Below are 23,010 nucleotides of genomic sequence, written 5' to 3'. Positions count from 1 at the left end.
CAGGGGCCGGGGGAGAAGCGGGCATGAGACTGTTCCGAGTGACGGCGGTCCTTCTTCTATCGGCGGGAGGGGCGGACGCCGGCGACTCCGCCGGGCGGACCTGGGCCTGGGCAGAATCGGCCCTGCGGGCCGAATTGACGGCCGAACGGCCCGATCTCAACAAGGTGGCTTCCCTGTCCTTTCCCCTGGCGACCCGCTATCCCAGGTCGAGTGCGCTCGACAAGGCGGCCGTTTTCCTTCGCCGCCAGGACCCGGAAAGGCTGGCCTGCGGCGATCTGGCGGATTACCTCCTGATCGCCGGCTTCCTGGCGGGCAGCGGCCGCAAGCTGGATTCCCGGGCGGCGGCGGCGCGCTTCGCCGGCTGCCGCCGTGCCACCAGCCTGTTCGATTTGGCGGGCGGCTTGTTGTTCGATTGCCGCTTCGGCGGTTCGGGGAAGGCCGATCCGCGCGACGTGGCGCGACTGGCCGCCGGCCAGCGTCCCGACGGCAGCTTCGCCGAAGCCGATGGGCGCAGCAATTTCTACCTGACTTCCCATGCCACTTTGGCGCTGTTTCATTGCCAGGGACCGCCGGTGGCGGTGCGGCGCGGCCAAGCCCACCTCGAATGGGGACTGCCCCACCTGAGGCGGGCCGGCATGTTGGACGAACTGGCCGAGGCCCTGGTCTTTTTGCGCTGGATGGGTGTGGCGGCTGCCCAGTGGGACGGCCACGCCGCTCACGTTCTGTCCCGCGCCCGGCCCGACGGCGGCCTGTGCCTGCTCGACGCCCCCGGTTGCCCCGCCCACTGGCACGCCACCAGCCTGCTTCTGGAATTGGGCGGGCTGATGACCGATCAGGGTAAGGGCAAGGAATAGGGGCCGGCGCAGCCAAGGCGGAAGTGGGTGCAGTCGAACCAGTAGGGGGTCTCCTCGGCAAACGAGGAGCCGGGGAAGCGCTTGTGCAGTTCCTGGAATGCGGCGCGGGAATAGGTTCCGTGTCCCCCTGCCCGCTGGCAGCCGTGGCGGGTCGACTGGACGGCTAGGGCCAGGGCTTCGGCCAGGCCCTTGTCCTGCCCCAGCAGTCGTGACAGCAGGTTGCTGGACTTGGCCCAGGCCACCGTCCTTTCGGACAGGAATTGGGGGCCGCCGGGAACCAGGGCTAGGGCCGCCAATTCACTTTCGTCGACAAGCCGCAGAACCGGATGTTCGGCGAGAGTGCGTTCACGGATATCCGTGAGCGAGAGGTCTCCTTGCGGTATACCGACCGGTCGGTCGTATAGGTTCCGGACGATCAGGCGCGCTTCCCGATCCGGCTCTACCGGGCACCACCAGTTGTTGTCGCTGGGATTGAAGTGGTCGATGGCCTCGGCCCTCAGTTCCCGTGCCTGGCCGTAGGGCGACCAAAGCCCGCCCGCCAAGCGCAATCCCATGCGGGGGGTGCGCAACAGGAACAGCAGGGCGCGGTTCTCGCGGTGGCGTAGCGTCCAGCCTTCCTTGATCTTAGACAGCCGGTAGGCAAGGCGCTGGTCGGTCTGGGCGATCAGCGGCGATAGCTTGATGGCGGCATCCACGCCTCGCAATACGAAGGCGCGGGTCCAGGCCATGCGGGCGATGGCGGCGCGATGACGGACGGGCAGGCTAGGCGATGCCGCCGCTTCGGCCAAGCGGGCGACCGGCAGGCGGTTGAGCACCGCGATCGCGCCAGGCGAAAGCACATTCGGATTTTCCGCCGCCAAAAATTCTCCCAGGTCGCGGGCCACCAGTTGGCGGAGCGCCGTCTCGTGGCGCAAGACCGGCAGGACGGCCAATCGGCGGGCGAGATCGAGCCGCCCGCGGGCGATGGACCACTGCAGCAGACGTCTGGCCGCCCATTCGGACAACAAGGGCGGTGCCCTTTCCGCTTCCTCTTCGATCCATGTCACGGCGCTCTCGGGATCGCCTCCGAGGGCGAGCAGGCGCACGGCGTGCAAGAGAAGCAGCGGATGATCGGCTGCCTCGGGCAGGGTCAGGCGGCAGGTGACGGCCTTGCGGTGCTGTTCTTCCGCCAAGGCCAGGAGGCTGGCGGTGCGGGGATGGCTGGGGCCCATGAAGGCCAGGGCCGCCGTGGCCCAGGGAAGCCCCTCGCCCCCGTCGAAGCGGGACAGGGATTCGGCGATCAAGGCTTCGTCCTGGCCGTCGCCCCGCGGGGCAAGCCAGTCAGAGACGGTCTCGCGGGCCTGGGCTTGGCGGCGCAGTCGAAGCCATTGCAGGAAGGGAACTTCGACGGCCGACTTCTCCAGGACCGCCGCATGGGGGCCGCCGCCGCCCAGCAGGGGCAGAAACCAAGTCAGGTCCTCGCGTGCAGCGGCGAAGGACTTGGCAAGACCGGCCTCTCCATCGATGGCGTCGGCCGGCAGGGTCAGCACGTGGGCGATCTCGGCCAACTGTTCTTCCAGCAGGTCGGGCTTGCGCAGCCACCAGGCCATGATGTCGTAGAGTTGGCGGGCGATGCGATGGACCGGTGCCAGGCTGCGGTCGGCCAGGATGCGGTCGACCGCTGCCATGACCGGCTTTACCTTGGCCACTCGGTCCGAGCTTTCCAGGGCTTCCATGAGGCGGAGCAAGGCTACCATGTAAGCGGCTGCCGGGCGATGCGGCGACTTGCGGTCCGCGGCGATGGCGGCGAAGGCGGGGCGTACCCCTTCCTCGCCGAGGTAATAGGAGCGGGAGGCTTCCTGGTAGGCGCGGTCGGCCTTGGCAAGGGCGTCGACCTCTGCGCCGTAGCCGGAGGCCGGCTCGATCTCCGCCTCCTCGTCGCCGCCCCAGAGCCGGCAGGATTCGAAGACCGCATGCTGGTTGCGCAGCCAGATTTCCAGGTAGGGATGGTCCGGGCCCAGGCGCCGCTTGCGCTCGGCCAGAACCTCCAGGGCGTAGTCGAACTTGCAGTCGCCGTAATAGACTCCTTCGGGGATGGACTGGCCCAGGGCCGTCGATTCGTTCCGCCATCGGCGTTGCGGGCTGTCTTCCCGTCGTCCGGCCGCCGCGGGAATCCCCAGCCCCTTCGCGGCGCGGTAGACCAGCGCCAAGTCGTCTGCCGCTGCCGGCAGGGGGCCGGAGGGAAAGACAGTCGCCAGCGCCTCTCGGGTCGGGCCGCAGGAGTCCGAGCCGAGGGCTTGGGAGGCCGCCGACAGGAAACCGAGGACGAGGACGATAAGAATGTACATGACGAGACTATATATCATTCATCCGCTTATCCGCGCCGGGGCTGGGGGCCGTCGGCGACAGGTTTCCGCCGCGCGTGGCGAAAATGTCGATCTTGCGCCGCCGCGCAACTTTGTTGCGCCGCACAATAACCCTACGAAAAATTCTATTTTTCTAATATACCCTGGCTGTGCTAAGACTGCGGCCTCAAACGGAACCCCGGATTCCGTGACCCATGACAGATTGGTGAGGTACCATGTCGAACGGAGGGCCTAGCAGCCAGACGATTCTGGTGGTTGGCGGCGGTATTTCCGGCGTCAGCGCAGCCATCGAAGCGGCCGAGGCGGGATACGACGTCATCCTGCTGGAGAGCAGCGCCACCCTGGGCGGGCGCGTCGCGCAGCTCAACCGCTATTTCCCCAAGCTGTGCCATCCGACCTGCGGCTTGGAAATCAACTACCAGCGCATCAAGAAGGCCCGCAACCTGCGGGTGATGACCATGGCCACCGTGGCCGCCGTCGAAGGCGGGCGCGGCGATTACAAGGTCACGGTCAGGACCCAGCCGCGCTTCGTCAATTCGAAGTGCACGGCATGCGGCGACTGCGCCAAGGTGGCGGAAAGCGAGATTCCCAACCCGTTCAACTACGACATGGACAAGGTCAAGGCGGCTTACCTGCCCCATGAAATGGCCTTCCCCATGCGCTACGTGATCGACGCCAGCGTCGCCGGCACGCCGGAAGGCCAGAAGATGAAGGACGCCTGCAAGGTGGGCGCCGTCGACCTGGACGAGAAGGAAGCCACCTTCGATCTGAACGTCGGCGCCATCGTCTGGGCGACCGGCTGGCGTCCCTACGACGCCAAGAAGCTGACCTCCTACCACTACGACACCCAGGCCAACGTGGTGACCAACGTCGAGATGGAGCGCATGGCCTCCCACGACGGCCCGACCCACGGCAGGATCGTCCGGCCCTCCGACGGCAAGGAAGCCAAGAAGGTGGCGCTGATCCAGTGCGCCGGCTCGCGCGACATGAACCATCTGGCCTACTGCTCGCGCATTTGCTGCCTGGCCTCGATGAAGCATGCCTCCTACGTTCGCCAGCAGTACGCGGACTCGACGGTGGACATGTACTACATCGACATCCGGGCCCACGATAAGCTGGAGGCTTTCTATCGCCGCCTGAAGAACGATCCCCAGGTCAACTTCGTCAAGTCCAAGCCGGCCGCCATCGTGGCGGGCGAGGGCGACAACCCGGTGGTCAAGGGCGAGAATACCATCACCCGCGAGCTTTATGCCGAACCCTACGATCTGGTGGTGTTGGCTGTGGGCATGGAATCCTCCACGGCCGGTTACGCTCCCCCCGTCAAGCTGACTCAGGACGATTATGGATTCATCGTCCCCGAGGAAGCCGACGAGGATAACGGCATGATCAGCTGCGGCGTGGCCTCGGGCCCGCTGGACGTTTCCATGTCGGTGCAGTCGGCGACCGCCGCGGCGCTCAAGGCCATCCAGGCCGTTGGCGGCCGGGCTCGCTGATCGTAACGCCGGATCGAAAGGATCGAGGACCATGACGGCTGAGAGCAAGATCGGCGTTTACATCTGCAGCGGCTGCAGCATCGGCGAGTCGCTGAACGTCGGCAATCTGGAGAAGGTGGCGACCGGCGAATACAAGGTGCCGGTCTGCAAGACCCACGGCACCCTGTGTAGCGACGAGGGCGTCAAGCTGGTGGCGGACGACATCGCCGCTGGCAACGTGAACAAGGTGGTGGTCGCCGCCTGTTCGTCCCGCGTGATGACGGACCGCTTCTGGTTCGACGGCATCCACACGGTGCGCGCCAACCTGCGCGAACAGGTGGTGTGGAGCCACAAGCCCCAGGACGAGGACACCCAGTCCTTGGCGGAGGACTACCTCCGCATGTCCATCGTCGAGACCCAGAAGACCCAGAACCCGGAAGCCTGGATCTCGGGCGATTATTCCGAGACCGTGCTGGTGGTCGGCGGCGGCTATGTCGGCCTGACCGCGGCCAACGAGGCGGCCCGCGCCGGCCATCCGGTGATCCTGGTCGAACAGCAAGACAAGCTGGGCGGCAGCACCCGCGACTGGGTGAAGGTCGTCCCGGCCCGCCCGCCCTACCGCTGGCCCGAGACCAACCCGGTCAAGGAGCTGATGGGCAAGGTCGAAAAGAACGCCAACATTCGCGTCAAGCTGGGCACCACGGTCGCCAAGACCGCGGGCATGCCGGGCAAGTTCGCGGTCGATCTGTCGGACGGTTCCACCGAGACGGTGGGCGCCATCGTCGTGGCCACCGGCTGGCGGCCCTACGATGCCGGCAAGCTGGGTCATCTGGGCTACGGCGCTTCGCCCGACGTGGTGACCGGCGTCGAACTGGAAGCCATGCTGGCCAACGGCGGCGTCAAGCGCAAGTCGGACGGCAAGGCGCCCAAGACGGTGGCCTTCGTCCAGTGCGCCGGTTCGCGCGATCCTGATCACCTGCCTTATTGCTCGTCGGTCTGCTGCGCGGCATCGATCAAGCAGGCGCTCCAGATGATCGAAGCCGACCCCGAGGCCATGTGCACGGTCATCTACGAGGAACTGCGCACCCCCGGCGTGACGGAAGAATTCTACCGTTCCGCTCAGGAAAAGGGCGTGGTCTTCGTCAAAGGCAAGGTGGCGTCCGTCGACGGCAGCCTCAAGGTCACCTATCACGACGACCTGCTGGGCAACGACATTCCGCTGGAAGGCATCGACATGGTGGTGCTCGCCACCGGCATGGTGCCCAACTCCACGGTGCCCGGTTCCGCCACGCCGGAACTGCCGGACGAAAAGCTGGTGCTGGGCAAGAGCGACATCAATCCCGTCGCGCCCTTCGCGGTGGCCGGCTACAAGGACGGCGTCGCCGCGCCCTCGCCCTGCCAGACCAAGGACGTGGGCGTCGCGGAAGGCCTGCCGGTGCTGAACCTGCAGTACCGCCAAGGGCCGCACATCCCGATGCTGGCCGACGGCTTCTCGGACAGCCATTACATCTGCTTCCCCTACGAGACGCGCCGCACCGGCATCTACGCCTGCGGCCCGCTGCGCCGTCCCATGGACATGGAAGAAGCCGCCAAGGACGCGGCGGGCGCCGCCATGAAGGCGATCCAGGTCATCCACAGCGTGAAGCTCGGCCGCGCCGTGCATCCGCGCTCGGGCGACCTGTCGTATCCGAAGTTCAACTTCAACATCTGCACCAAGTGCCGCCGCTGCACGGTGGAATGCCCGTTCGGCGCCATCGACGAGGACGAGAAGGACTTCCCGTCCATCAACCCCTCGCGCTGCCGCCGTTGCGGCACCTGCATGGGCGCCTGTCCGGTCCGCGCCATCAGCTTCGACAATTACTCGGTCGAGATGCTGGTCGCGATGGCGAAGTCGGTGAAGATCCCCGACGAGTTCTCGGGCAAGCCGCGTATCCTGATCCTGGCCTGCATGAACGACGCCTATCCGGCGCTCGACATGGCCGGCATCCATCGCACCGAATGGAGCGCCCACGTGCGTACCATCCCGGTGCGCTGCCTGGGGTCGGTGAGTATGCTCTGCATTTCGGACGCCTTGTCCGTCGGCTACGACGGCGTGATCCTGATGGGCTGCAAGTCGGGCGACGACTACCAGTGCCACTTCGTCAAGGGATCGGCGCTCGCCAAGGAGCGCATGGGCAAGGTCGAGGAAACGCTGAAGAGCATGATGCTGGAAAAGGAGCGCGTCACCAGCATGGAAGTCTCCATCGCCGACTCCGCCGCCGTGGGCAAGATGATCGACGATCTGACGGCCCAGATCCTCAAAGTCGGTCTCAACCCGTTCAAGGGATTCTAAGCCATGAACGCTCCGACCCCGACCCGCAAGTACGACCTGTCGTTCGCCCGCTGGGTGCGCGACAACATCGACGGCGGCGACCGCATGAACATGTGCATGCAGTGCGGCGTCTGCTCGGGCTCCTGCCCGATCGGCACCAACATGGACAACGGCCCGCGCAAGACCTTCATGATGGTGCGCGCCGGCATGAAGGAGGAGGTGCTCAAGTCCACCACCCTGTGGAACTGCGTCTCCTGCTACAACTGCGTGGTCCGCTGCCCCCGCAAGGTGCCGGTCAAGTACATCCTGCACGGCCTGCTCACCTACGCCATCGAACAGGGCTACCAGGAGGCCGACAGCACCGACAACGCGAAGTTCGGCAAGGCCTTCTGGTGGACGGCCGCCAAGTTCGGCCGCACCGACGAACGCCTCTTCACCGCCAAGTTCTACTTCTCCTACGGCCTGGGTGGCGGCATCAAGAAGGCGCTGGCCAACCAGAAGATCGCGCTGTCCATGATAAAGGCGGGCCGCATGGCGTTGTTCGCTCCGCCCCATTCCATCAAGGATAAGGGCGGCCTGCAGAAGATCTTGGCCAAGGCGGCCGAGATCGAGAAGCGCAAGTTCGGGAGCTGAGCCATGACCAAGAAGTTCACCTACTACCCCGGCTGCAGCTCCGAAGCCAGTGCGGTGGCGCTCGACAAGAGCATCCGCGCCATCGCGCCCAAGCTGGGGTTCGAGCTGGAAGATATCCAGGACTGGAACTGCTGCGGCGCCTCCGTCGGCCATCTGGGCGGCGGCATGACGCCCAACTCGGCACTCTCGGCCCGCAACTTGGCGCTCGCCCTTCAGCAGGGCCAGCGCGACGTGGCCACGCCCTGCGCGGCCTGCTACCTCAACACCCACGAGGTCAACGAGAGCATCCGCGAGCACGAGGGCTTCAAGGCCGAGATGAACGAGTCCCTGGCCGCCGACGGCAAGTCCTACGACGGCTCGCTCCAAGTGCGCCACATCTGCGAGGTGCTGGTTACCGACGTGGGCGTCGACAAGATCAAGGAACAGGTCGTCAACCCGCTGACCGGCCTCAAGGTGGCCGGCTATGTGGGCTGCCAGACCGTGCGGCCGTTTGCCAACACCGAACGGGCCAACAAGTACGACACCTACGACGATCCCGAATTCCTGGACAACTTCACCAAGGCATGCGGGGCCGAGGTCGTGGACTTCCAGAACCGCACCGCCTGCTGCGGCGGTTCGGTCGCGGTGATGAGCCCCGACCGCACCCTGCACCTGATGAAGGGCATTCTGGAAGAAGCGCAAGCCAAGGGCGCCGACGTGATCTCCACGCCCTGCCCGCTCTGCCAACAGAACGTCGAAATGTACCAGGCCCAGATCAACAGTCAGTTCGGGACCAACTTCAGCATCCCGGTGGTCTACTACAGCCAGCTGATGGCGGTGGCCTTCGGCATGGACCCGGACAAGGACGCTGGCCTCAATCACCAGATGATCCCGGCCGACGCCCTGAAGGCCAAGGCCAAGAAGTAATCCGCTACCCGTTTCGGGCCTGGATGCGGAACCCGCCTCCCCCAGGGGGGGGCGGGTTTTTTCTTGTCGAAAAGAATGGGACGCGACGCTTGTCTTCACTTTTTCCGGACTCTGTATATGATGGCGGCCGTCTCGATTAATGAACCATGGAGGGCGTCATGCGGGGGCGGGTTTTCCTGACCATTCTTGCGGGCGGGTTGGCGGTGGCAGGCTGCGTCACCGGTCCCGGGCTGGGCGAAGCGCGAACGACCTGCGAGCAGCAGTTCGCCGTCCTCAAGGATCAGATCGGCTGCCAGAAGAAGATGATGGAGCCCAACCGGCAGAACCCCTTCGCTAACATGTCGGCGGTGGATTCCTACTTCAATTTTGCCGACCTGGTGGCGCGGAAGGTGGAAGCGCGGGAAATTTCCGAGGTCGAGGGCCGCCTCAAGATCAGCGAGATGTTTACGCAGATGCGCATGCTGGATCTCCAGCAGCGCCAAGCCGATCGGCAGTGGCAGATGCAGCAGGACCTGCTGGATTCCCAGATGCGGGCCGAACAGGACGCCCGCATGCGGGCGAACGCGCCGCGCACCTACAACTGCACCCCCCGCTACGGCGGCACCTACGACTGTACGAGGTGGTAGTTCAGCCCCTTGGTGCGCTTGATGTCACACATGGCGTAATCGGTTTCGGCTGGGGATGTCCTTCGGAGCCACTTTGCTGTGGATAAGCCGGTGTCGGGTTGGTGACACCGCGGGCCGGCTGTGGAATCCTGAAGTCCATGGCGCATGCCGGGTTCGTCCATCTGCGGGTGCATACCGCCTATTCGCTGTCCGAGGGCGCCATCCGCGTCAAGGACTTGGCGAAGCTTTGTCAGAAGGCGGCCATGCCGGCGGTCGCCATGACCGACACCAACAATCTGTTCGGTGCCCTGGAATTTTCCGAATCCTGCGCCAAGGGCGGTATCCAGCCCATCGTCGGCTGCCAGTTGGACATCGCCCGCGAGGAGGCCGAGGCCCGTGTGCCCGGGCGCCTGCCGGGGGCCGGCGGGCCGAAGTCCGACCCGCTGGTGCTGCTGGTGCAGAACCGGGAAGGCTACGGCAACCTGCTGAAGCTGTTGGGCGAGGCCTACATGGGCAGCGCCGATGCGTCCGAGCCCAAGGTGTCGCTGTCTTTCCTGGAATGCCATGCGGGCGGCCTGATCGCGCTCACCGGCGGTGCCGCGGGCGCGGTGGGGCGGCTGTTGGGCGAGGGGCAGGCGGAAGCCGCCGAGGCTCTGTTGCTGCGCTTGGCGGCGGCTTTTTCGGGACGACTCTACGTCGAACTGCAACGCCACGGCACGGAAGCCGAGGCGGCCGTCGAGGATGCCCTGATCGACCTCGCCTATCGCCACGGCCTGCCGCTGGTGGCCACCAACGAGACCTTCTTCGCCAGCCGCGACATGTACGAATCCCACGATGCGCTGCTTTGCATCGCCGGGGGAACCACGCTTTCGGCCGCCGAACGTCGCCGCCTGACGCCCGAGCACTACTTCAAGTCGGCCGAGGAGATGCGCAAACTCTTCGCAGACCTGCCGGAAGCGGTGGACAACACCCTGGTGGTGGCCCGGCGCTGCGCCTTCATGGTCGAGACGGTGAAGCCCATCCTGCCGCCCTTCGACTGCGGCGTGGGCCGGGACGAGGCGGACGAGTTGCGGGCCCAGGCCCAGGCCGGCCTGGAACGGCGCCTGGAGACCCAGGTTTTCACGCCCATGATGACGGAAGCGGAACGCGAGCAGGCTGCCCGCACCTACCGGGAACGCCTGGACTACGAACTGGACGTCATCGTCAAGATGAAGTTCCCCGGCTACTTCCTGATCGTCGCCGACTTCATCAAGTGGGCCAAGGCGCAAGGCATTCCGGTGGGGCCGGGGCGCGGCTCGGGCGCGGGTTCGGTGGTCGCCTGGGCGCTCACCATCACCGACCTGGACCCCTTGCGCTGGGGCCTGTTGTTCGAGCGCTTCCTCAACCCCGACCGCGTGTCGATGCCCGACTTCGACATCGACTTCTGCCAGGACCGGCGCGACGAGGTGATCCGCTACGTCCAGGAAAAATACGGCCGCGACAAGGTGGCCCAGATCATCACCTTCGGCAAGCTCCAGGCCCGCGCGGTGCTGCGCGACGTGGGCCGGGTGCTGGAAATGCCCTACGGCTACATCGACAAGATATGCAAGCTGGTGCCCAACAACCCGGCCAATCCGGTGACCCTGGAACAGGCGGTCCAGGCAGAGCCGCAGTTGCAGCGTCTGATCGACGAGGATGCGGACGTCAAGCGCCTGTTCGACATCGCCAAGCCGCTGGAAGGGCTCTACCGCCACGCCTCGACCCATGCCGCCGGCGTGGTGATCGCCGATAGGCCGCTGGACGAACTGATCCCGCTTTATCGCGATCCCCGTTCCGACATGCCGGTCACCGGCTTCAACATGAAGTACGTGGAATCGGCCGGCCTTGTGAAGTTCGACTTCCTGGGCCTGAAGACCCTGACCGTGCTGTCGACCGCCGTCGACCTGATCCGCGATGGGGGGAGGCGGATCGATCTCACCAATCTGCCGCTCGACGACCGTCCTTCCTACGAGATGCTGGGCCGCAAGGAATCGGCCGGCGTGTTCCAGCTGGAAAGCACGGGCATGCAGGACGTGCTGGGCAAGCTGAAGCCCGACACCTTCGAAGACATCATCGCCGTGGTGGCGCTCTATCGCCCCGGTCCCATGGACAACATTCCCAGCTACATCCGCCGCAAGCACGGGGACGAACAGCCCGACTACCTCTATCCGACCCTGGAAGGCATCCTGAAGGAAACCTTCGGCATCATGATCTACCAGGAACAGGTCATGCAGATCGCCCAGGAACTGTCGGGCTACAGCCTGGGCGGCGCCGACCTGCTGCGCCGCGCCATGGGCAAGAAGATCAAGGAGGAGATGGACAAGCAGCGCGCCACCTTCGTGGCCGGCGCCGCCGCCAAGGGGGTGCCCGAACAGAAGGCATCGGACATCTTCGACCAGGTGGACAAGTTCGCCGGCTACGGCTTCAACAAGTCCCACGCCGCCGCCTACGCCCTGGTCGCCTACCAGACCGCCTACCTGAAGGCCAACTATCCGGTGGAATTCTTCGCCGCGTCGATGACGCTGGACATGAACAACACCGACAAGCTGAACGGCTTTCGCGAGGAACTGCGCCGCCTGAACGTGCCCTTGCTGCCCCCCGACATCAACGCTTCGGGCGTTGCGTTCACCGTGGAACGGGACAAGGAAGGCAAGGCCAAGGGCATTCGCTACGGCCTGGCGGCGGTCAAGAACGTGGGCGCCGCCGCCATGGCGACGCTGATCGCCGAACGCAAAGCCAAGGGCCGCTTCAAGACCCTCGCCGATCTGGCGAACCGGCTGGATGCCCGTGCGGTCAACAAGCGCCAGTTGGAAAACCTGGTGCGGGCAGGCGCCCTGGACGGCCTGAATCCGAACCGCCGCCAAATGTTCGAAGGTCTGGAAATCCTGCTGCGCCACGCCCAGGCGGCGGGGGCGGAACGGGACAGCGGCCAGATCGGTCTGTTCGGAGGAGGCGGGGGGGAGCCGCCCGCGCTCAAGCTGCCCGAAGGCCCCGACTGGCCCTACATGGAACGGCTGAACGAGGAAGCCGACGCCATCGGCTTCTATCTGTCGGGCCATCCGCTGGACGCCTACGCCAAGAGCCTGGAACGCCTGGGCGTGCGCCGGGTGGCCGACGTGATCCGCGACGGCCATGCCGGCCCCGTCGCCCTGGCCGGGACGGTGATCGGGCGCAAGGAACGCACGTCGGCCAAGGGTAGCCGCTATGCCTTCGTGCGCCTGTCGGACGTGTCCGGGGTCTTCGAGGTGACGCTGTTCTCCGAGGTTCTGGCCACGGGGCGCGACATGCTGGAAGCGGGCAATTCCATCTTCGTCAAGGGCAGCGTGCAGTTCGAAGGCGAGACGGCGCGCTTCACCGCCAATTCCATCGAACCTCTGGACCAAGTGACGGCGCGGGCGGCGGCCGGGCTCAAGGTGGCCTGCGACGGCATCCCCCCGCTGGCGCCCTTGCGCGGTGCCCTGGCCGCCGCCGAAAAGCGAGGCCGCGGCCGGGTATGCCTGGTATCGCGTATCGACGGGCTGGAGGTGGAAATCGATCTGGGCGACCGCTTCGCCATCTCGCCCTCCGTCCTGGCCGCCGTGCGCGCCATTCCCGGCCTGGGCGGGGTGGAGGAAATCTGAGATGACCGGCGACGGCGACCTGCGCAAGTTCAAGACCGCCATCGAACAGAGCCCGGTTTCGGTCATCATCACCGACATCGACGGGCGTATCGAATACGTGAATCCGAAATTCTGCGCCGTGACCGGCTATGCCGCCGCGGAAGTTCTGGGCCAGAATCCGCGCATTCTCAGAAGTGGCAAGACTTCGGCCGAGGAATACGCCTTGATGTGGCGCACCCTGCTGGCGGGGCGGGAATGGGCGGGCGAGTTCCTCAACCGGCGCAAGGGCGGGGAGCTTTATTGGGAATTCGCCACCATCTCGTCCTTGCGCGACGAATCCGGCGCCATTACCCACTTCGTGGCGGTGAAGGAGGATATCACGCTGCGTAAGCACTACGAGGAAGGGCTGCGGCGTACCGTCGACGAACTCAGCCGCTCCAACTCGGCGCTCGAACAGTTCGCCTACGTGGCGGCCCACGACCTCCAGGAGCCCTTGCGCGCCCAGGTCAACTTCGCCCAGTTGGTGGAAAAGCGCTACGCGGACCGTCTGGACGACCAGGGCCGCGACGACCTGCGTCTGATCGTCCAGAACGCCCGGCTGATGAAGACCCGGGTGGGCGACCTGCTGGAATACTCGCGCATCCATTCCGGTTCCCACAGCCAGCGTTCCGTCGACACCAACGACCTGCTGGGCAAGCTGCTGGACGAGATGAAGGAAGGCGTAAACAGGGCGGGGGCGCGGGTGATCGTCGACGGCCTGCCGTCCGTGGTCGGCGACCCGGCCCAGTTGCAACTGGTCTTCCGGCACCTGATCGACAACGCGCTCAAGTTCCATCATTCCGACCGCCCGCCCGAGGTGCGCATCTCGGGCGAGACCATCGCCGAAGGCTTCCGCTTTTCGGTGGCCGACAACGGCATCGGCATCGCGCCCGAGTACGCGGACCGCATCTTCGTCATGTTCAAGCGCCTGCACACCCAACAGGCCTACCCTGGCACCGGCATCGGGCTGGCCATCTGCAAGCGGGTGGTCGAACGCCACGGCGGTCGCATCTGGCTGGAAGCCAGCCCGGAAGGCGGCTGCGCCTTCCGCTTCACCCTCCGGAACCGGCCGGCGGAGGGGTGAGCCCCTGCCGTGCCCGGCCCCAGGCGACACGTCGCATATCTATTCCACGGCGATCAAGGCGGCGGCCGAGGGGCGGTCTTCGGATTGCAGCAGGTTGAACGTGCGGCAGGCGGCGCCGGTGTCCATCCATTCCAGCGCCCAGCCGCGCGCCTTCAGCGCTTCGCCGAGGCCGGCCGGAGGAAGGGTGAAGCGGGCGCCGCAGCCCACCACCAGGATGCCGGGTCCGTAGCCGACGGCGGCCAGGGTGTCGAGGGTTGCCTCGGCGGCCGGCCAGGGGCGCACCTCGCCGCCCAGGATCAGGACCGAGCCTTCGTGGACCCGGCCGGCGATACCAAAACGACCCTCGCCGTAGGACTGGACGACCGGCTTGCCCTCCAGGGGCAGGGGATTGACGGTGGTGCCGCTCACGGGGCCGTCTGTTCGACCGCCGCTTCGCCTTCCTCCGCCGCGGTGGGCCGGCGGAGCTTCAGGTAGAGCAGCAGCGGCACCGCCACGCAGACCGTGGAATAGGTGCCGGCGATGGTGCCCCAGACCATGGCGACGGAAAAGCCGCGCAGGGTCTCGCCGCCCAGGAACAGCAACGCCAGCACGGTCAGGAACACGGTGCCGGCGGTCATCACTGTGCGGGGCAGGGTTTCGTTGTTGCTCTTGTTGAGCAGTTCCGGGATCGGCATGGTCTTGTACTTGCGCATGTTCTCGCGCACGCGATCGAAGATCACCACCGTGTCGTTGATGGAATAGCCGGCGATGGTCAGCACCGCCGCCAGGATGGTCAGGTCGAACTGCAGGCCGAAGATGGAAAACAGACCCACCGTGGTCACCACGTCATGGGCCAGGGCGGCGACGCCGGCTAAGGCGAACTGCCATTCGAAGCGGAACCAGACGTAGGCCAGGATCGCCAGCAGCGACACCACCACCGAGATGATGCCGCCGATCATCAGTTCGCGGCCCACCTTGGGGCCCACCACCTCGGTGCGCCGGTATTCGACGCTGGTCCCCAGGGCTTCCTTGACCTTGTTGACCGCGCCTTGTTGTGCCGCCTCGCCACCCGGCTGCTGCGGCAGGTTGATAAGGAAGTCGGTGGGGCCGCCGAATTGCTGCAGGGACACGTCCCCCAGGTTCAAGTCGTTCAGCTTGGAGCGCAGGGCGCCGATGTCGGCCGCTTCCTTGGTGCGGATGTCCATCATGATGCCGCCGCGGAAGTCGATTCCCAGTTCCAGCCCCTGCACCGCGATGGACAGGAAGGAAGCCAGCACGATGAAGGCCGAAACGGCGATGAACAGGATACGGCGGCCGATGAAATCGAAGTTGACGTCGTGGCGGACGAGGACGAGCCGGCGCATGGGATACCTCAGACGTTCAGGGCCTTGGGCCGGGTCCGGTCGTACCAGAACAGGACCACCAGCTTGGTGAAGGTGACGGCGGTGAACATCGAGGTGGCGATGCCGATGCTCAAGGTCACCGCGAAGCCGCGCACCGGGCCGGACCCGAAGATGTAGAGCAGGAAGGCGGCGATCAGGGTGGTGAGGTTGGAATCCAGGATGGTGGTGAAGGCGCGGTCGAAGCCGGCGTTGATCGCCGAAATGGGCGAACGGCCCAGCCGCGTCTCCTCGCGCATGCGTTCGAAGATCAGCACGTTGGCGTCCACCGCCATGCCCATGGTGAGCACGATGCCGGCGATGCCGGGCAGGGTCAGGGTGGCGCCCAGCACCGACATGGCGGCCAGCAGCAGCATCAGGTTGACGATCAGGGCCGCATTCGCCATCACGCCGAACCCGCCGTAGCCCAGGACCATGAAGATCACCACCAGCACGGCGCCGGTCATGGTCGCGATGGTGCCGGCGCGAATCGAATCGGCACCCAGGCCGGGGCCGACGGTGCGTTCCTCGATCACCGTCAGGGGGGCGGGCAGGGCGCCGGCACGCAAGAGCAGGGCCAAGTCCTGGGCCTCCTGCACGGTGAAGCTGCCGGAAATCTGGCCGGAACCGCCCAGGATGGGTTCGCGGATCACCGGGGCGCTGATGACCTTGCCGTCCAGCACGATGGCGAACAACTCGCCCACGTTTTTCGCCGTCACCTCGCCGAAGCGCTTGGCCCCAACGGAATCGAAGCGGAAGTTGACGATGGGCTGGTTGGTGCGCTGGTCGAAGGAAGGCTGGGAATCCACCAGCGAGTCGCCGCTCACCATGACCCGCTTCTGGATTACATACTGGCGAGGCCGGTTGTCGGGGCCGCGTTCCAGGGACTGCATCAGCACGCTGCCCGGCGGCACCTTGCCGGCCTGGGCGTCCAGCGGATTGGCGGTCTTGTCCACCAAGTGGAAGGTCATCTTGGCGGTCTTGCCGAGCAGGGCCTTGATGCGTTCCGGATCGTCGATGCCCGGCAGTTGGACCAGGATGCGGTCGTCGCCCTGGCGCTGGATGGTCGGCTCGCGCACGCCGGTCTCGTCGATGCGGCGGCGCACGATCTCGATGGACTGGTCGACGGCGGCGCGGCGCCGTTCCAGCATGGCCTGCTCGGTGAGCGCCAACACGATGCGCCCGCCTTCGACGGTGGTGGCGATGCCGGCGTCCTGGCCGCGCAGCAGGTTGCGGGCCTCGTCGATACGGGCCGCGTCCAGGATGGTGACGGATATGGCATGCCTCTCGATGCCCAGGCCCTGGTACTTGATCTGGGCCTTGCGCAGTTCGGTGCGCGCCGCATCCACCATCGCTTCGAGCCGTTCCTTGATGACCGTCTCGACTTCGACTTCCAGCAGGATGTGCGAGCCGCCCTGCAGGTCGAGCCCCAGGCTGATCTGGCGCTTGGGCAACCAGTCTGGGAGGGCGTCGGCGGTCTTCTGGCTGACGAAGTTGGGCGCCAGGAAGGCCAGCCCGGCCACCAGCACGATCGCCACCAGGGCGATCTTCCACTTGGGGAATTGGTTCATGGCAGGGCGGCTCCCGCTAGCACTGGACTCAGGACTTCTTGCCGCCCAGCAGATTCTTCAGGGCGGCGCCGGCGCTGGCCGGCTTGGCGGGCTTGTCCTCGCCGCCGGCCGGCCCGTCGTCCTCGCCGGAATCGTTGGCGGGCTCGTCCTTGACCGGTTCGGTCTTGGCTTCGACGGAGGCCACGGCCTCGCGCTTGACGCGGACGCGGATGTTCTCGGCGATCTCGACCGTCAGGTGCTTGTCGTCGATGACCTTGGTCACCGTGCCGACGATGCCGCCCACCACGATGCGGTCGCCGCGGCGGATAGCCGCCAACATGTCCTTGTGCTTCTTCATCTGCGCCGTCTGGGGGCGTATGATAAGGAAATAGAAGACGCCGATCAGCGCCAGCATCATGATGAAGAAGGGCATGCCGGCCGCGTCCTGCGGAGCGGCGCTAGCGGCTTGGGCGAAAGCCGGCGAAACGAACATGGATAGCCTCGCGTACCTAGAGACGATGGGCCCGGACTATAGCCCGCCCGCCGCGCGATGCAAACGGTATGTCTGCGATCGTGATCGGCGGTCAGGTCATCGCATCGCAAGATGATCGCGATGCTGTGGCGGGCTTGACCGGCGGATCGGAACCGCCCTATGGGATCGCAGGCCCCTGAAGGAGAGGTACGCCATGGCCGATGTCTTGCTGGTGGGGCTTGTTGCGTTCGCGGTGTTGCTGGTCGTCAAGCTGAGGCAGTTGAACAAGAGATTCCCTGGAATTTTTGGGGAAAGGGTTGGGCGGTTGCTGAGCCTGGGAGGCGAGCGGCGAAATCCCCCTCGTTGATATGGGCGGGGCGGTGAGCCGTTGCGCTTGCCGGGACAACGTTCCGGTTCACTTGGACTGCCAGGGCATGATGGGAACGGTGGAGACGGAATTCTTCGGCGAACCGTCGATGAGCTTGTCCGAGTAGACCAGATACACGAGGGTGTTGTTCGGCTTGTCGTGGAATCGGACCACCTGGAGTTTCTTGAAGAGCCAGGACCGGCTTTCCTTGAAGACGTCCTCGCCGTCCTTGATTTCGGCCCGCATGGCAATAGGACCGACTTGGCGGCAGGCGATCGCGGCGTCCGAGGTATCCTCCGCGAGCCCGACGGAGCCCTTCACGCCGCCGGTCCTTGCCCGGCTGACGTGGCAGACGACGCCGTCAACCTTCGGGTCCTTGAACGAGTCGATGCAGATCTTGTCGGATCCGAGCACCCTGAAGGATGTCGTGACGCAGCCGACCTCTTCGGCCGTGACAACCGTAGAACCTGAGAAAACGGCCGCAATCGCGACGAAAGGCAGCAGCGAGGGCGATCTTGTCATCGGCGTCATTCATCCCACGAACTGGGCGACGGGCGGACGGACCCCAATCAGCATTTCCCTTCCGCGCCGGGCTTGACGTTGGACGTTCCGCAACCGGCGCCCTTCGAACAGCTTCCGCATCCGTGCCCGGATGCAGGGGGGCGGAGCATGTTTCTGACTGCATGCACCGCGTAGGCCAGGCAAATCGCAAGGGCCACACCCAGGACCAACACGTCCATCTCGGTTCCTTCCCGTCCTGACGATTCTCCGGCCCGAACATCCCCTGTAGGGGGCCGGCCGACGGTATTAAGTTTCCCGCTTCTGTCGGGGGCATGTCAACGGCCCGATTTCTCTCCTGACGCTAGGCGGCCGACGCTTGTTTGCCAAGCTTGGTAAGGCTAACATCCCTGTCATCCTTCGCCAACGAGAGGTTGCCATGATCGAGGCCCGCATCTTCCAGCCGTCGCGTAACGCCATGCAGTCCGGTCAGGCCAACGGCCGCCGTTGGCTCCTGGAGTTCGCGCCCGAGGCCGCCAAGGACATCGACCCGTTGATGGGGTGGACCGGTTCGTCGGACACGCGCCAGCAGGTCCGCATGAGATTCGAGACCCGTGACCAGGCGGTGGCCTTCGCGGAACGGCATGGCTTGGCCTTTCGCGTCGAGGAGCCGCAGGCGCGCCATGTGCGGCCGAAGAACTACGCCGACAAGTTCGCCTGGGATCGGGTTTCCTGATCCACCGGGTCCATGGGCGCCCGTAGCTCAGCCGGATAGAGCACCCGCCTTCTAAGCGGGGGGTCGCAGGTTCGAGTCCTGCCGGGCGCGCCATTCAAAATATCCATCCATATGAAACGGGAAGGAGACGGGAGAAGTCTACCGTTGCTCTTTCCGCTTGATTGGCAATAGGATGTGGTAATGCTCGACACATTTTACTCGCCTTGCACCAAAGGGGGGCCATCTGAGTAACTGTGGAAAGTATGGGCTTCTTCATGCGGCCCGAAAATAAGCTAGTGATTCGAGTGATTTCCGCCTGGGGGGCCCTGGCGGTCGCATTTTGCTGCTTGTTTGCCCTGACTGCCTTGTCGGAGCGCGATGCCGTTTTGAGCAGAGCGGAAGCGAAGGTTCGAGACCTGACGCTGGTTGCCGCCACTCACGCGAGTCACGTTTTTGAATCTACCAATGTCGCCCTGATGGCAACCGTGGACAGGCTTGGGAAAAGCCCGGACTGGAATCGTGTAGAGGCTGACCGGGAAGTCTGGGAAAACCTGAAATCCTGGGCCACGTCCCTGTCCTTTGTTCCGCGCATTCTGGCGATAGACGGAAACGGGACCATGGCTCCGCCATGTTTGTGGGGGCCCCTATCGTCGGCAAAGTGAGTGGGCAGTTCGTCATTCCATTCGCCCGACGGGTCGAAAGCGCGAATGGTGATTTTTCCGGTGTCGCCCTGGTCAATATTCTGCCCGAGACCTTTTCCGACTTTCACCGGAGTCTGGACCTTGGGCCATCGGGGCATGTGACACTGCAGCGTGGCGACGGGCTCATTCTGGCGCGTTATCCGCACCATCCCGAGGCCATCGGGACCACCGTCGATAACGCCACCATATTTCCCGATATTGCGATGGGAATGCGGGACGGCGTGGCATCAACCATTTCCCCAGTGGACGGAGTGACAAGGATTACTTCCTTTCGCCGCATTCCTGGGTTCGACCTATTGGTAGTGGTGGGAGTGGGGCGCGACGCCGTGCTCGCCGATTGCTCGGCACCGGCCTTCTTGCCGCCTTTCTGGATCGCCGACGGCGGGACGGGAAGTCGCGGCAAGCCCTCCGCGAGCAGACGGAATTCATCCAGTCGGTCATGGAGTCACTGCCCGGCGTGTTCTATGTGATCGACGAAGGGGGGCATTTCCTCCTGTGGAACCGGGCGCTGGAAAAGGTGAGCGGATACACGGCGAGCGAAATTGTCGCCATGCATCCCCTGGACCTCGTTGCCGATGCCGACAAGTCCACCATCGCCGACGCCATCGGCGAGGTTTTCGCAGAAGGAGACGTGGTCGTCGAGGCGCTCTTGATGCCCAAGGGAGGAGGGCGGATACCCCACCTCTTCACCGGCCACCGACTATGGACAGACAAGGGAGCCCGTCTGGTCGGGATGGGTCTCGACATCTCCCGGCTCAAGGATATCGAGAGCTCCCTGCGAGCCTCCAACCGGGAACTGGAGGCCTTCGCCTACGTCTCTTCCCACGACCTGCGCGAACCGCTACGCAACGTGACCGTCTATTCCACCCGCCTTGTCCGGCGGCTGGAGGGACGTCTGGATAACGACGAGAAGGAGTTCCTGGCCTTCGTTCACGATGGCGCACTCCGCATGGACAGCCTTATCCGCGATTTGCTGAACTTTTCGCGGGTGGGGCGCCAGAGCGAACCGATGGCGCGGATTTCGCTTCGGGCGGCGATCGACACCGTTCTCGCGAACCTTCGGGTTCAATTGACCGAAAACTCGGCCGAGGTCGAGATCGCGTCCGATCTTCCCGCCGTCGTGGCTAGCCGTGACGAATTGGAGCGCGTGCTCCAGAACCTGATCGGCAACGCGCTCAAGTATCGGGCTCCGGATCGACCGCCCCGCATCGCCGTCGGCTGCGTCCGCGACGGGGCTGCGTGGCGGTTCCATGTTCGCGACAACGGCATCGGTATCGAACTCGGTGGCGATTACGTGGCGGCACGGGTATCGGGTTGGCGGTCTGCAAGAAGATCATCGAGCGGCACGGGGGACGTATCTGGGTCGAGTCGACGGGGCAGAACCAGGGCTCGACATTCTTCTTCACCCTACCTGCTGCCGAGATATTCCGGGAAGGGGGGCGTGTTTCCTGACCGCCGGCAGGTGGAAGCGAGACTCTTCATTGTTGATAGGGCTCTCCGGTTGGAGTGGCCGGTCCGATTTTCGCCTCGCCGTCCGACACGTGCACGGCTGTTGTCTGGCGACCCGTCTCGACATCCCAGAGGATCGCGGTGCCGTCGTCGGTGCATCCGACCAGGAAGCGGCCATCGGCTCCAAAGGCCAGGGAAGAGAGGGGGCGCTCGCCCACATCGAGAACCAGCGAGGAGTTGGGTTCGGCACCCGGCGCAGGGGAGAGGATCAGGCGCACCGGACGCGAGGCGACCGCTTCGGCGAGGAGGCGCCCATCCGGGCTGACGGCGAGGGCCGTAGGGCCGCTGGCGGCCGGGCTGTCTCCCGTGCCGCAGGGGATCGTGGTGCCGCTGTCGCGGTTCCAGGCTATGACGGAGCGCGTGGTATGGTCGAACATATGCTCGATACCGACCACCCAGGATGTCCCCGCCACCGCCGCCAGGCGGTCGACTTGGGAAGCCGTGTGGTATCGCACCGCCCGCGCCCCGTCCCATCGCCCAGAGGAAGCGAGGGCCGCGATCTGGACCTGGGCACCCAGGGCCCGGGAAACAGACGGATTCCAGGGATCGGCCTCCAACTCCTGGCGGGCGGTGCGATAGCCGAAGACGATCCCGCCATCGTGAAGGAAGGCGGCGTCGACGGCATCGCCGCCGGCGGAGCGGTGGCTGGGCGATGGGCCCTTGACAGGTTCGAACAACAGGCAACCGCTGTCGCCGCAATCCCGGACCACGACCAGGGCGCGGGTGCCCTCGGGAGCCACCGCCGCCGAGCAGGCGCGGCCCACGAAACCGGTCGCCGTGCAGAGCCGGTGACCATGCTCGACATCCCAGATCTCGACGCCTCCTTCCGCCGCCACAACCGCCAAGGTTCCGCCCAAGGCGAAGGCGATAACCGGCCCGGCGAGACCGCTATCCAGCCGAGTGACACGGCCGTCGGCCAGTTCGACCCGCAACAGCAGGGGCTTGCCCGCTTGGCCGCCGGCCAAGATCAGCGCGCGGTTGTCCGGTGTCAGGGCGGCGCCGGCCAGGGTAGCCGGAGCGGCGGCGGGCGTGTCCCGTCGCCGGCCATCGGTGATCGACCGGACTTCCACCTCCGTCTCGGAGGCAAGGGCCAGGGTTTCGCCATCGGGAGCGAAAGCCAGGGCGGCCACATGCCCGCCGCTTGGCGCGAGGCGGTGCAGGATTTCCCCGGAGCGGACGTCGGCGATGACGAGGTGGGCAGGCTCGTCGCGGTTGCCGCTGTCCTCGACATAGGCGAGACGCCGGCCGTCCGGAGATAGGGAATAGGCGCGTCCCCGGACGGCGGCGAAGGTGTGCGGAGGCCCATCTTCCAGCCGGCCGGCCATCAGCTTCGAAGTCGTGAACACCGCCAGGGTCCCGCCATCGGCCGAAAGGGTGGCGTCCCAGGGATATTCTTCCAGCGGCCAGCGGGCCAGCCGGACGGTGCCGCGCCGGATATCGACGCCGGCGGCGTCCCAATCGTGGACGACCTGGATGCCGCCGGGGTGCATCGCTATCGCCGCTTGAGACGCCTCCGTCAGATCGACGGCGAATCCATCCCTTCCGCGCCGCCACCGGCCTTCGAAGGTTCCGAAGCCGGATTTCGGTGCCAATGCCATCCAGACTTCGTCCTCGCCCCGGTAGGCCAGGTTGCGGGCGGCCGGCACCCAGCGGAGTTTGGGCGGTTTGGGCAAGGGAGCTACAGTGCCGGCTGCGATCCCGATCTCGACGGCGTCCAGGTCCTCGACGATGGTGTCGTCGGCTACCGAGACGGAGATGAAGCCGGCCGAGGCCAGCCGCCGGCCCGAGGGCGAGAAGGCGAGGGCGGTGACCGGCCCGCGGTGGGGGCTGAGGGACATCAGCTTGCGGCCGCGGCACGCTTCCCAGATCACCACCTCGCCCTCGGTGGTGCCGCCGGCCAGAAGGCTCCCGTCGGCGCTGAAGGCCAGGCGGACGACCTTGGCGACGGCGGTTTGGGGGACGAACCGGCCCATG

The 23,010-nt window shown here is 65.7% G+C and carries 18 protein-coding genes and 1 tRNA gene; 12 read left to right on the top strand and 7 right to left on the bottom strand.

Going from position 1 to position 23,010, the window contains the following annotated elements; translation table 11 throughout:
• The first annotated feature begins 23 nt into the window (after positions 1–23).
• The gene (locus H7841_01860; protein MEO5335628.1) at positions 24–854 is read left to right on the top strand and encodes a hypothetical protein; all 831 of its coding nucleotides are present in this window, start codon (positions 24–26) and stop codon (positions 852–854) included.
• Here H7841_01860 and H7841_01855 read toward each other — a convergent pair.
• Positions 833–3,199, bottom strand: coding sequence for a hypothetical protein (locus tag H7841_01855; GenBank protein MEO5335627.1), 2,367 nt, complete (start codon positions 3,197–3,199; stop codon positions 833–835). The two genes, H7841_01860 and H7841_01855, sit on opposite strands and share 22 nt — an antisense overlap.
• Positions 3,200–3,414: 215 nt before the next feature.
• Here H7841_01855 and H7841_01850 point away from each other — a divergent pair, with 215 nt between their 5' ends.
• The 7 genes from H7841_01850 (at position 3,415) to H7841_01820 (ending at position 13,866) form a co-directional block, all read left to right on the top strand.
• Complete coding sequence (locus H7841_01850) at positions 3,415–4,692, top strand: FAD-dependent oxidoreductase (protein ID MEO5335626.1); 1,278 nt, start codon at positions 3,415–3,417, stop codon at positions 4,690–4,692.
• Positions 4,693–4,723: 31 nt separating this feature from the next.
• The gene (locus H7841_01845; GenBank protein ID MEO5335625.1) at positions 4,724–7,003 is read left to right on the top strand and encodes an FAD-dependent oxidoreductase; all 2,280 of its coding nucleotides are present in this window, start codon (positions 4,724–4,726) and stop codon (positions 7,001–7,003) included.
• A 3-nt stretch (positions 7,004–7,006) separates the two neighbouring features.
• Positions 7,007–7,615 carry a 4Fe-4S dicluster domain-containing protein gene (locus H7841_01840; GenBank protein ID MEO5335624.1) on the top strand — a complete coding sequence of 203 codons (609 nt, stop codon included), beginning with the start codon at positions 7,007–7,009 and terminating at the stop codon, positions 7,613–7,615.
• A 3-nt stretch (positions 7,616–7,618) separates the two neighbouring features.
• Positions 7,619–8,521: a CoB--CoM heterodisulfide reductase iron-sulfur subunit B family protein gene (locus H7841_01835; protein MEO5335623.1), complete on the top strand. Its 903-nt coding sequence runs from the start codon at positions 7,619–7,621 to the stop codon at positions 8,519–8,521.
• 158 nt (positions 8,522–8,679) lie between these two features.
• A complete protein-coding gene (locus H7841_01830; GenBank protein MEO5335622.1) occupies positions 8,680–9,147 on the top strand; it encodes a hypothetical protein in 468 nt (155 codons plus the stop codon).
• 137 nt (positions 9,148–9,284) lie between these two features.
• Positions 9,285–12,764, top strand: coding sequence for a DNA polymerase III subunit alpha (gene dnaE / locus H7841_01825; GenBank protein MEO5335621.1), 3,480 nt, complete (start codon positions 9,285–9,287; stop codon positions 12,762–12,764).
• 1 nt (position 12,765) lies between these two features.
• Entirely contained in the window at positions 12,766–13,866 is a 1,101-nt protein-coding gene (locus H7841_01820; GenBank protein MEO5335620.1) for a PAS domain S-box protein, read from the top strand.
• A 39-nt stretch (positions 13,867–13,905) separates the two neighbouring features.
• Here the strand turns inward: H7841_01820 and H7841_01815 are convergent, their stop codons facing one another.
• From H7841_01815 to H7841_01795, 5 genes are all read right to left on the bottom strand, one after another.
• Complete coding sequence (locus H7841_01815; GenBank protein MEO5335619.1) at positions 13,906–14,274, bottom strand: Mth938-like domain-containing protein; 369 nt, start codon at positions 14,272–14,274, stop codon at positions 13,906–13,908.
• Positions 14,271–15,209, bottom strand: coding sequence for a protein translocase subunit SecF (gene secF, locus H7841_01810; GenBank protein MEO5335618.1), 939 nt, complete (start codon positions 15,207–15,209; stop codon positions 14,271–14,273). Before secF ends, H7841_01815 begins: the two co-directional genes overlap by 4 nt.
• A gap of 8 nt (positions 15,210–15,217) precedes the next feature.
• A complete protein-coding gene (gene secD, locus H7841_01805; protein ID MEO5335617.1) occupies positions 15,218–16,795 on the bottom strand; it encodes a protein translocase subunit SecD in 1,578 nt (525 codons plus the stop codon).
• A gap of 28 nt (positions 16,796–16,823) precedes the next feature.
• On the bottom strand, positions 16,824–17,267 hold the full coding sequence (gene yajC / locus H7841_01800; protein ID MEO5335616.1) for a preprotein translocase subunit YajC: 444 nt from the start codon (positions 17,265–17,267) through the stop codon (positions 16,824–16,826).
• A 394-nt stretch (positions 17,268–17,661) separates the two neighbouring features.
• A complete protein-coding gene (locus H7841_01795) occupies positions 17,662–18,135 on the bottom strand; it encodes a CreA family protein (protein MEO5335615.1) in 474 nt (157 codons plus the stop codon).
• 415 nt (positions 18,136–18,550) lie between these two features.
• On the opposite strand from H7841_01795, the gene H7841_01790 reads away from it, so the two are divergent.
• The 4 genes from H7841_01790 (at position 18,551) to H7841_01775 (ending at position 19,997) form a co-directional block, all read left to right on the top strand.
• Complete coding sequence (locus H7841_01790) at positions 18,551–18,847, top strand: ETC complex I subunit (GenBank protein ID MEO5335614.1); 297 nt, start codon at positions 18,551–18,553, stop codon at positions 18,845–18,847.
• Positions 18,848–18,863: 16 nt separating this feature from the next.
• Positions 18,864–18,940: transfer RNA gene (locus H7841_01785), tRNA-Arg, on the top strand.
• A gap of 149 nt (positions 18,941–19,089) precedes the next feature.
• A complete protein-coding gene (locus H7841_01780; GenBank protein MEO5335613.1) occupies positions 19,090–19,488 on the top strand; it encodes a hypothetical protein in 399 nt (132 codons plus the stop codon).
• Positions 19,485–19,997 carry a hypothetical protein gene (locus tag H7841_01775; GenBank protein MEO5335612.1) on the top strand — a complete coding sequence of 171 codons (513 nt, stop codon included), beginning with the start codon at positions 19,485–19,487 and terminating at the stop codon, positions 19,995–19,997. The genes H7841_01780 and H7841_01775 overlap by 4 nt, the downstream gene beginning before the upstream one ends.
• Before the next feature lie 1,008 nt (positions 19,998–21,005).
• Here the strand turns inward: H7841_01775 and H7841_01770 are convergent.
• Positions 21,006–23,009, bottom strand: a complete 2,004-nt coding sequence (locus H7841_01770) for a hypothetical protein (GenBank protein MEO5335611.1) — start codon at positions 23,007–23,009, stop codon at positions 21,006–21,008.
• Position 23,010 lies beyond the last annotated feature (1 nt).

Origin of the sequence: Magnetospirillum sp. WYHS-4 (assembly GCA_039908345.1) — a bacterium.
In the GTDB taxonomy this organism is placed as follows: domain Bacteria; phylum Pseudomonadota; class Alphaproteobacteria; order Rhodospirillales; family GLO-3; genus JAMOBD01.
The sequence above is the reverse complement of the archived record's forward strand: the minus strand, read 5'-3'. Positions and strand labels throughout refer to the sequence as shown.

Coding starts and splice junctions, on each gene's coding strand:
- H7841_01860 (MEO5335628.1), top strand. CDS start 24: ATGAGACTGTTCCGAGTGACGGCGGTCCTTCTTCTATCGGCGGGAGGG.
- H7841_01855 (MEO5335627.1), bottom strand. CDS start 3,199: ATGATATATAGTCTCGTCATGTACATTCTTATCGTCCTCGTCCTCGGT.
- H7841_01850 (MEO5335626.1), top strand. CDS start 3,415: ATGTCGAACGGAGGGCCTAGCAGCCAGACGATTCTGGTGGTTGGCGGC.
- H7841_01845 (MEO5335625.1), top strand. CDS start 4,724: ATGACGGCTGAGAGCAAGATCGGCGTTTACATCTGCAGCGGCTGCAGC.
- H7841_01840 (MEO5335624.1), top strand. CDS start 7,007: ATGAACGCTCCGACCCCGACCCGCAAGTACGACCTGTCGTTCGCCCGC.
- H7841_01835 (MEO5335623.1), top strand. CDS start 7,619: ATGACCAAGAAGTTCACCTACTACCCCGGCTGCAGCTCCGAAGCCAGT.
- H7841_01830 (MEO5335622.1), top strand. CDS start 8,680: ATGCGGGGGCGGGTTTTCCTGACCATTCTTGCGGGCGGGTTGGCGGTG.
- dnaE (MEO5335621.1), top strand. CDS start 9,285: ATGGCGCATGCCGGGTTCGTCCATCTGCGGGTGCATACCGCCTATTCG.
- H7841_01820 (MEO5335620.1), top strand. CDS start 12,766: ATGACCGGCGACGGCGACCTGCGCAAGTTCAAGACCGCCATCGAACAG.
- secF (MEO5335618.1), bottom strand. CDS start 15,209: ATGCGCCGGCTCGTCCTCGTCCGCCACGACGTCAACTTCGATTTCATC.
- secD (MEO5335617.1), bottom strand. CDS start 16,795: ATGAACCAATTCCCCAAGTGGAAGATCGCCCTGGTGGCGATCGTGCTG.
- yajC (MEO5335616.1), bottom strand. CDS start 17,267: ATGTTCGTTTCGCCGGCTTTCGCCCAAGCCGCTAGCGCCGCTCCGCAG.
- H7841_01795 (MEO5335615.1), bottom strand. CDS start 18,135: ATGACAAGATCGCCCTCGCTGCTGCCTTTCGTCGCGATTGCGGCCGTT.
- H7841_01790 (MEO5335614.1), top strand. CDS start 18,551: ATGATCGAGGCCCGCATCTTCCAGCCGTCGCGTAACGCCATGCAGTCC.
- H7841_01780 (MEO5335613.1), top strand. CDS start 19,090: ATGGGCTTCTTCATGCGGCCCGAAAATAAGCTAGTGATTCGAGTGATT.
- H7841_01770 (MEO5335611.1), bottom strand. CDS start 23,009: ATGGGCCGGTTCGTCCCCCAAACCGCCGTCGCCAAGGTCGTCCGCCTG.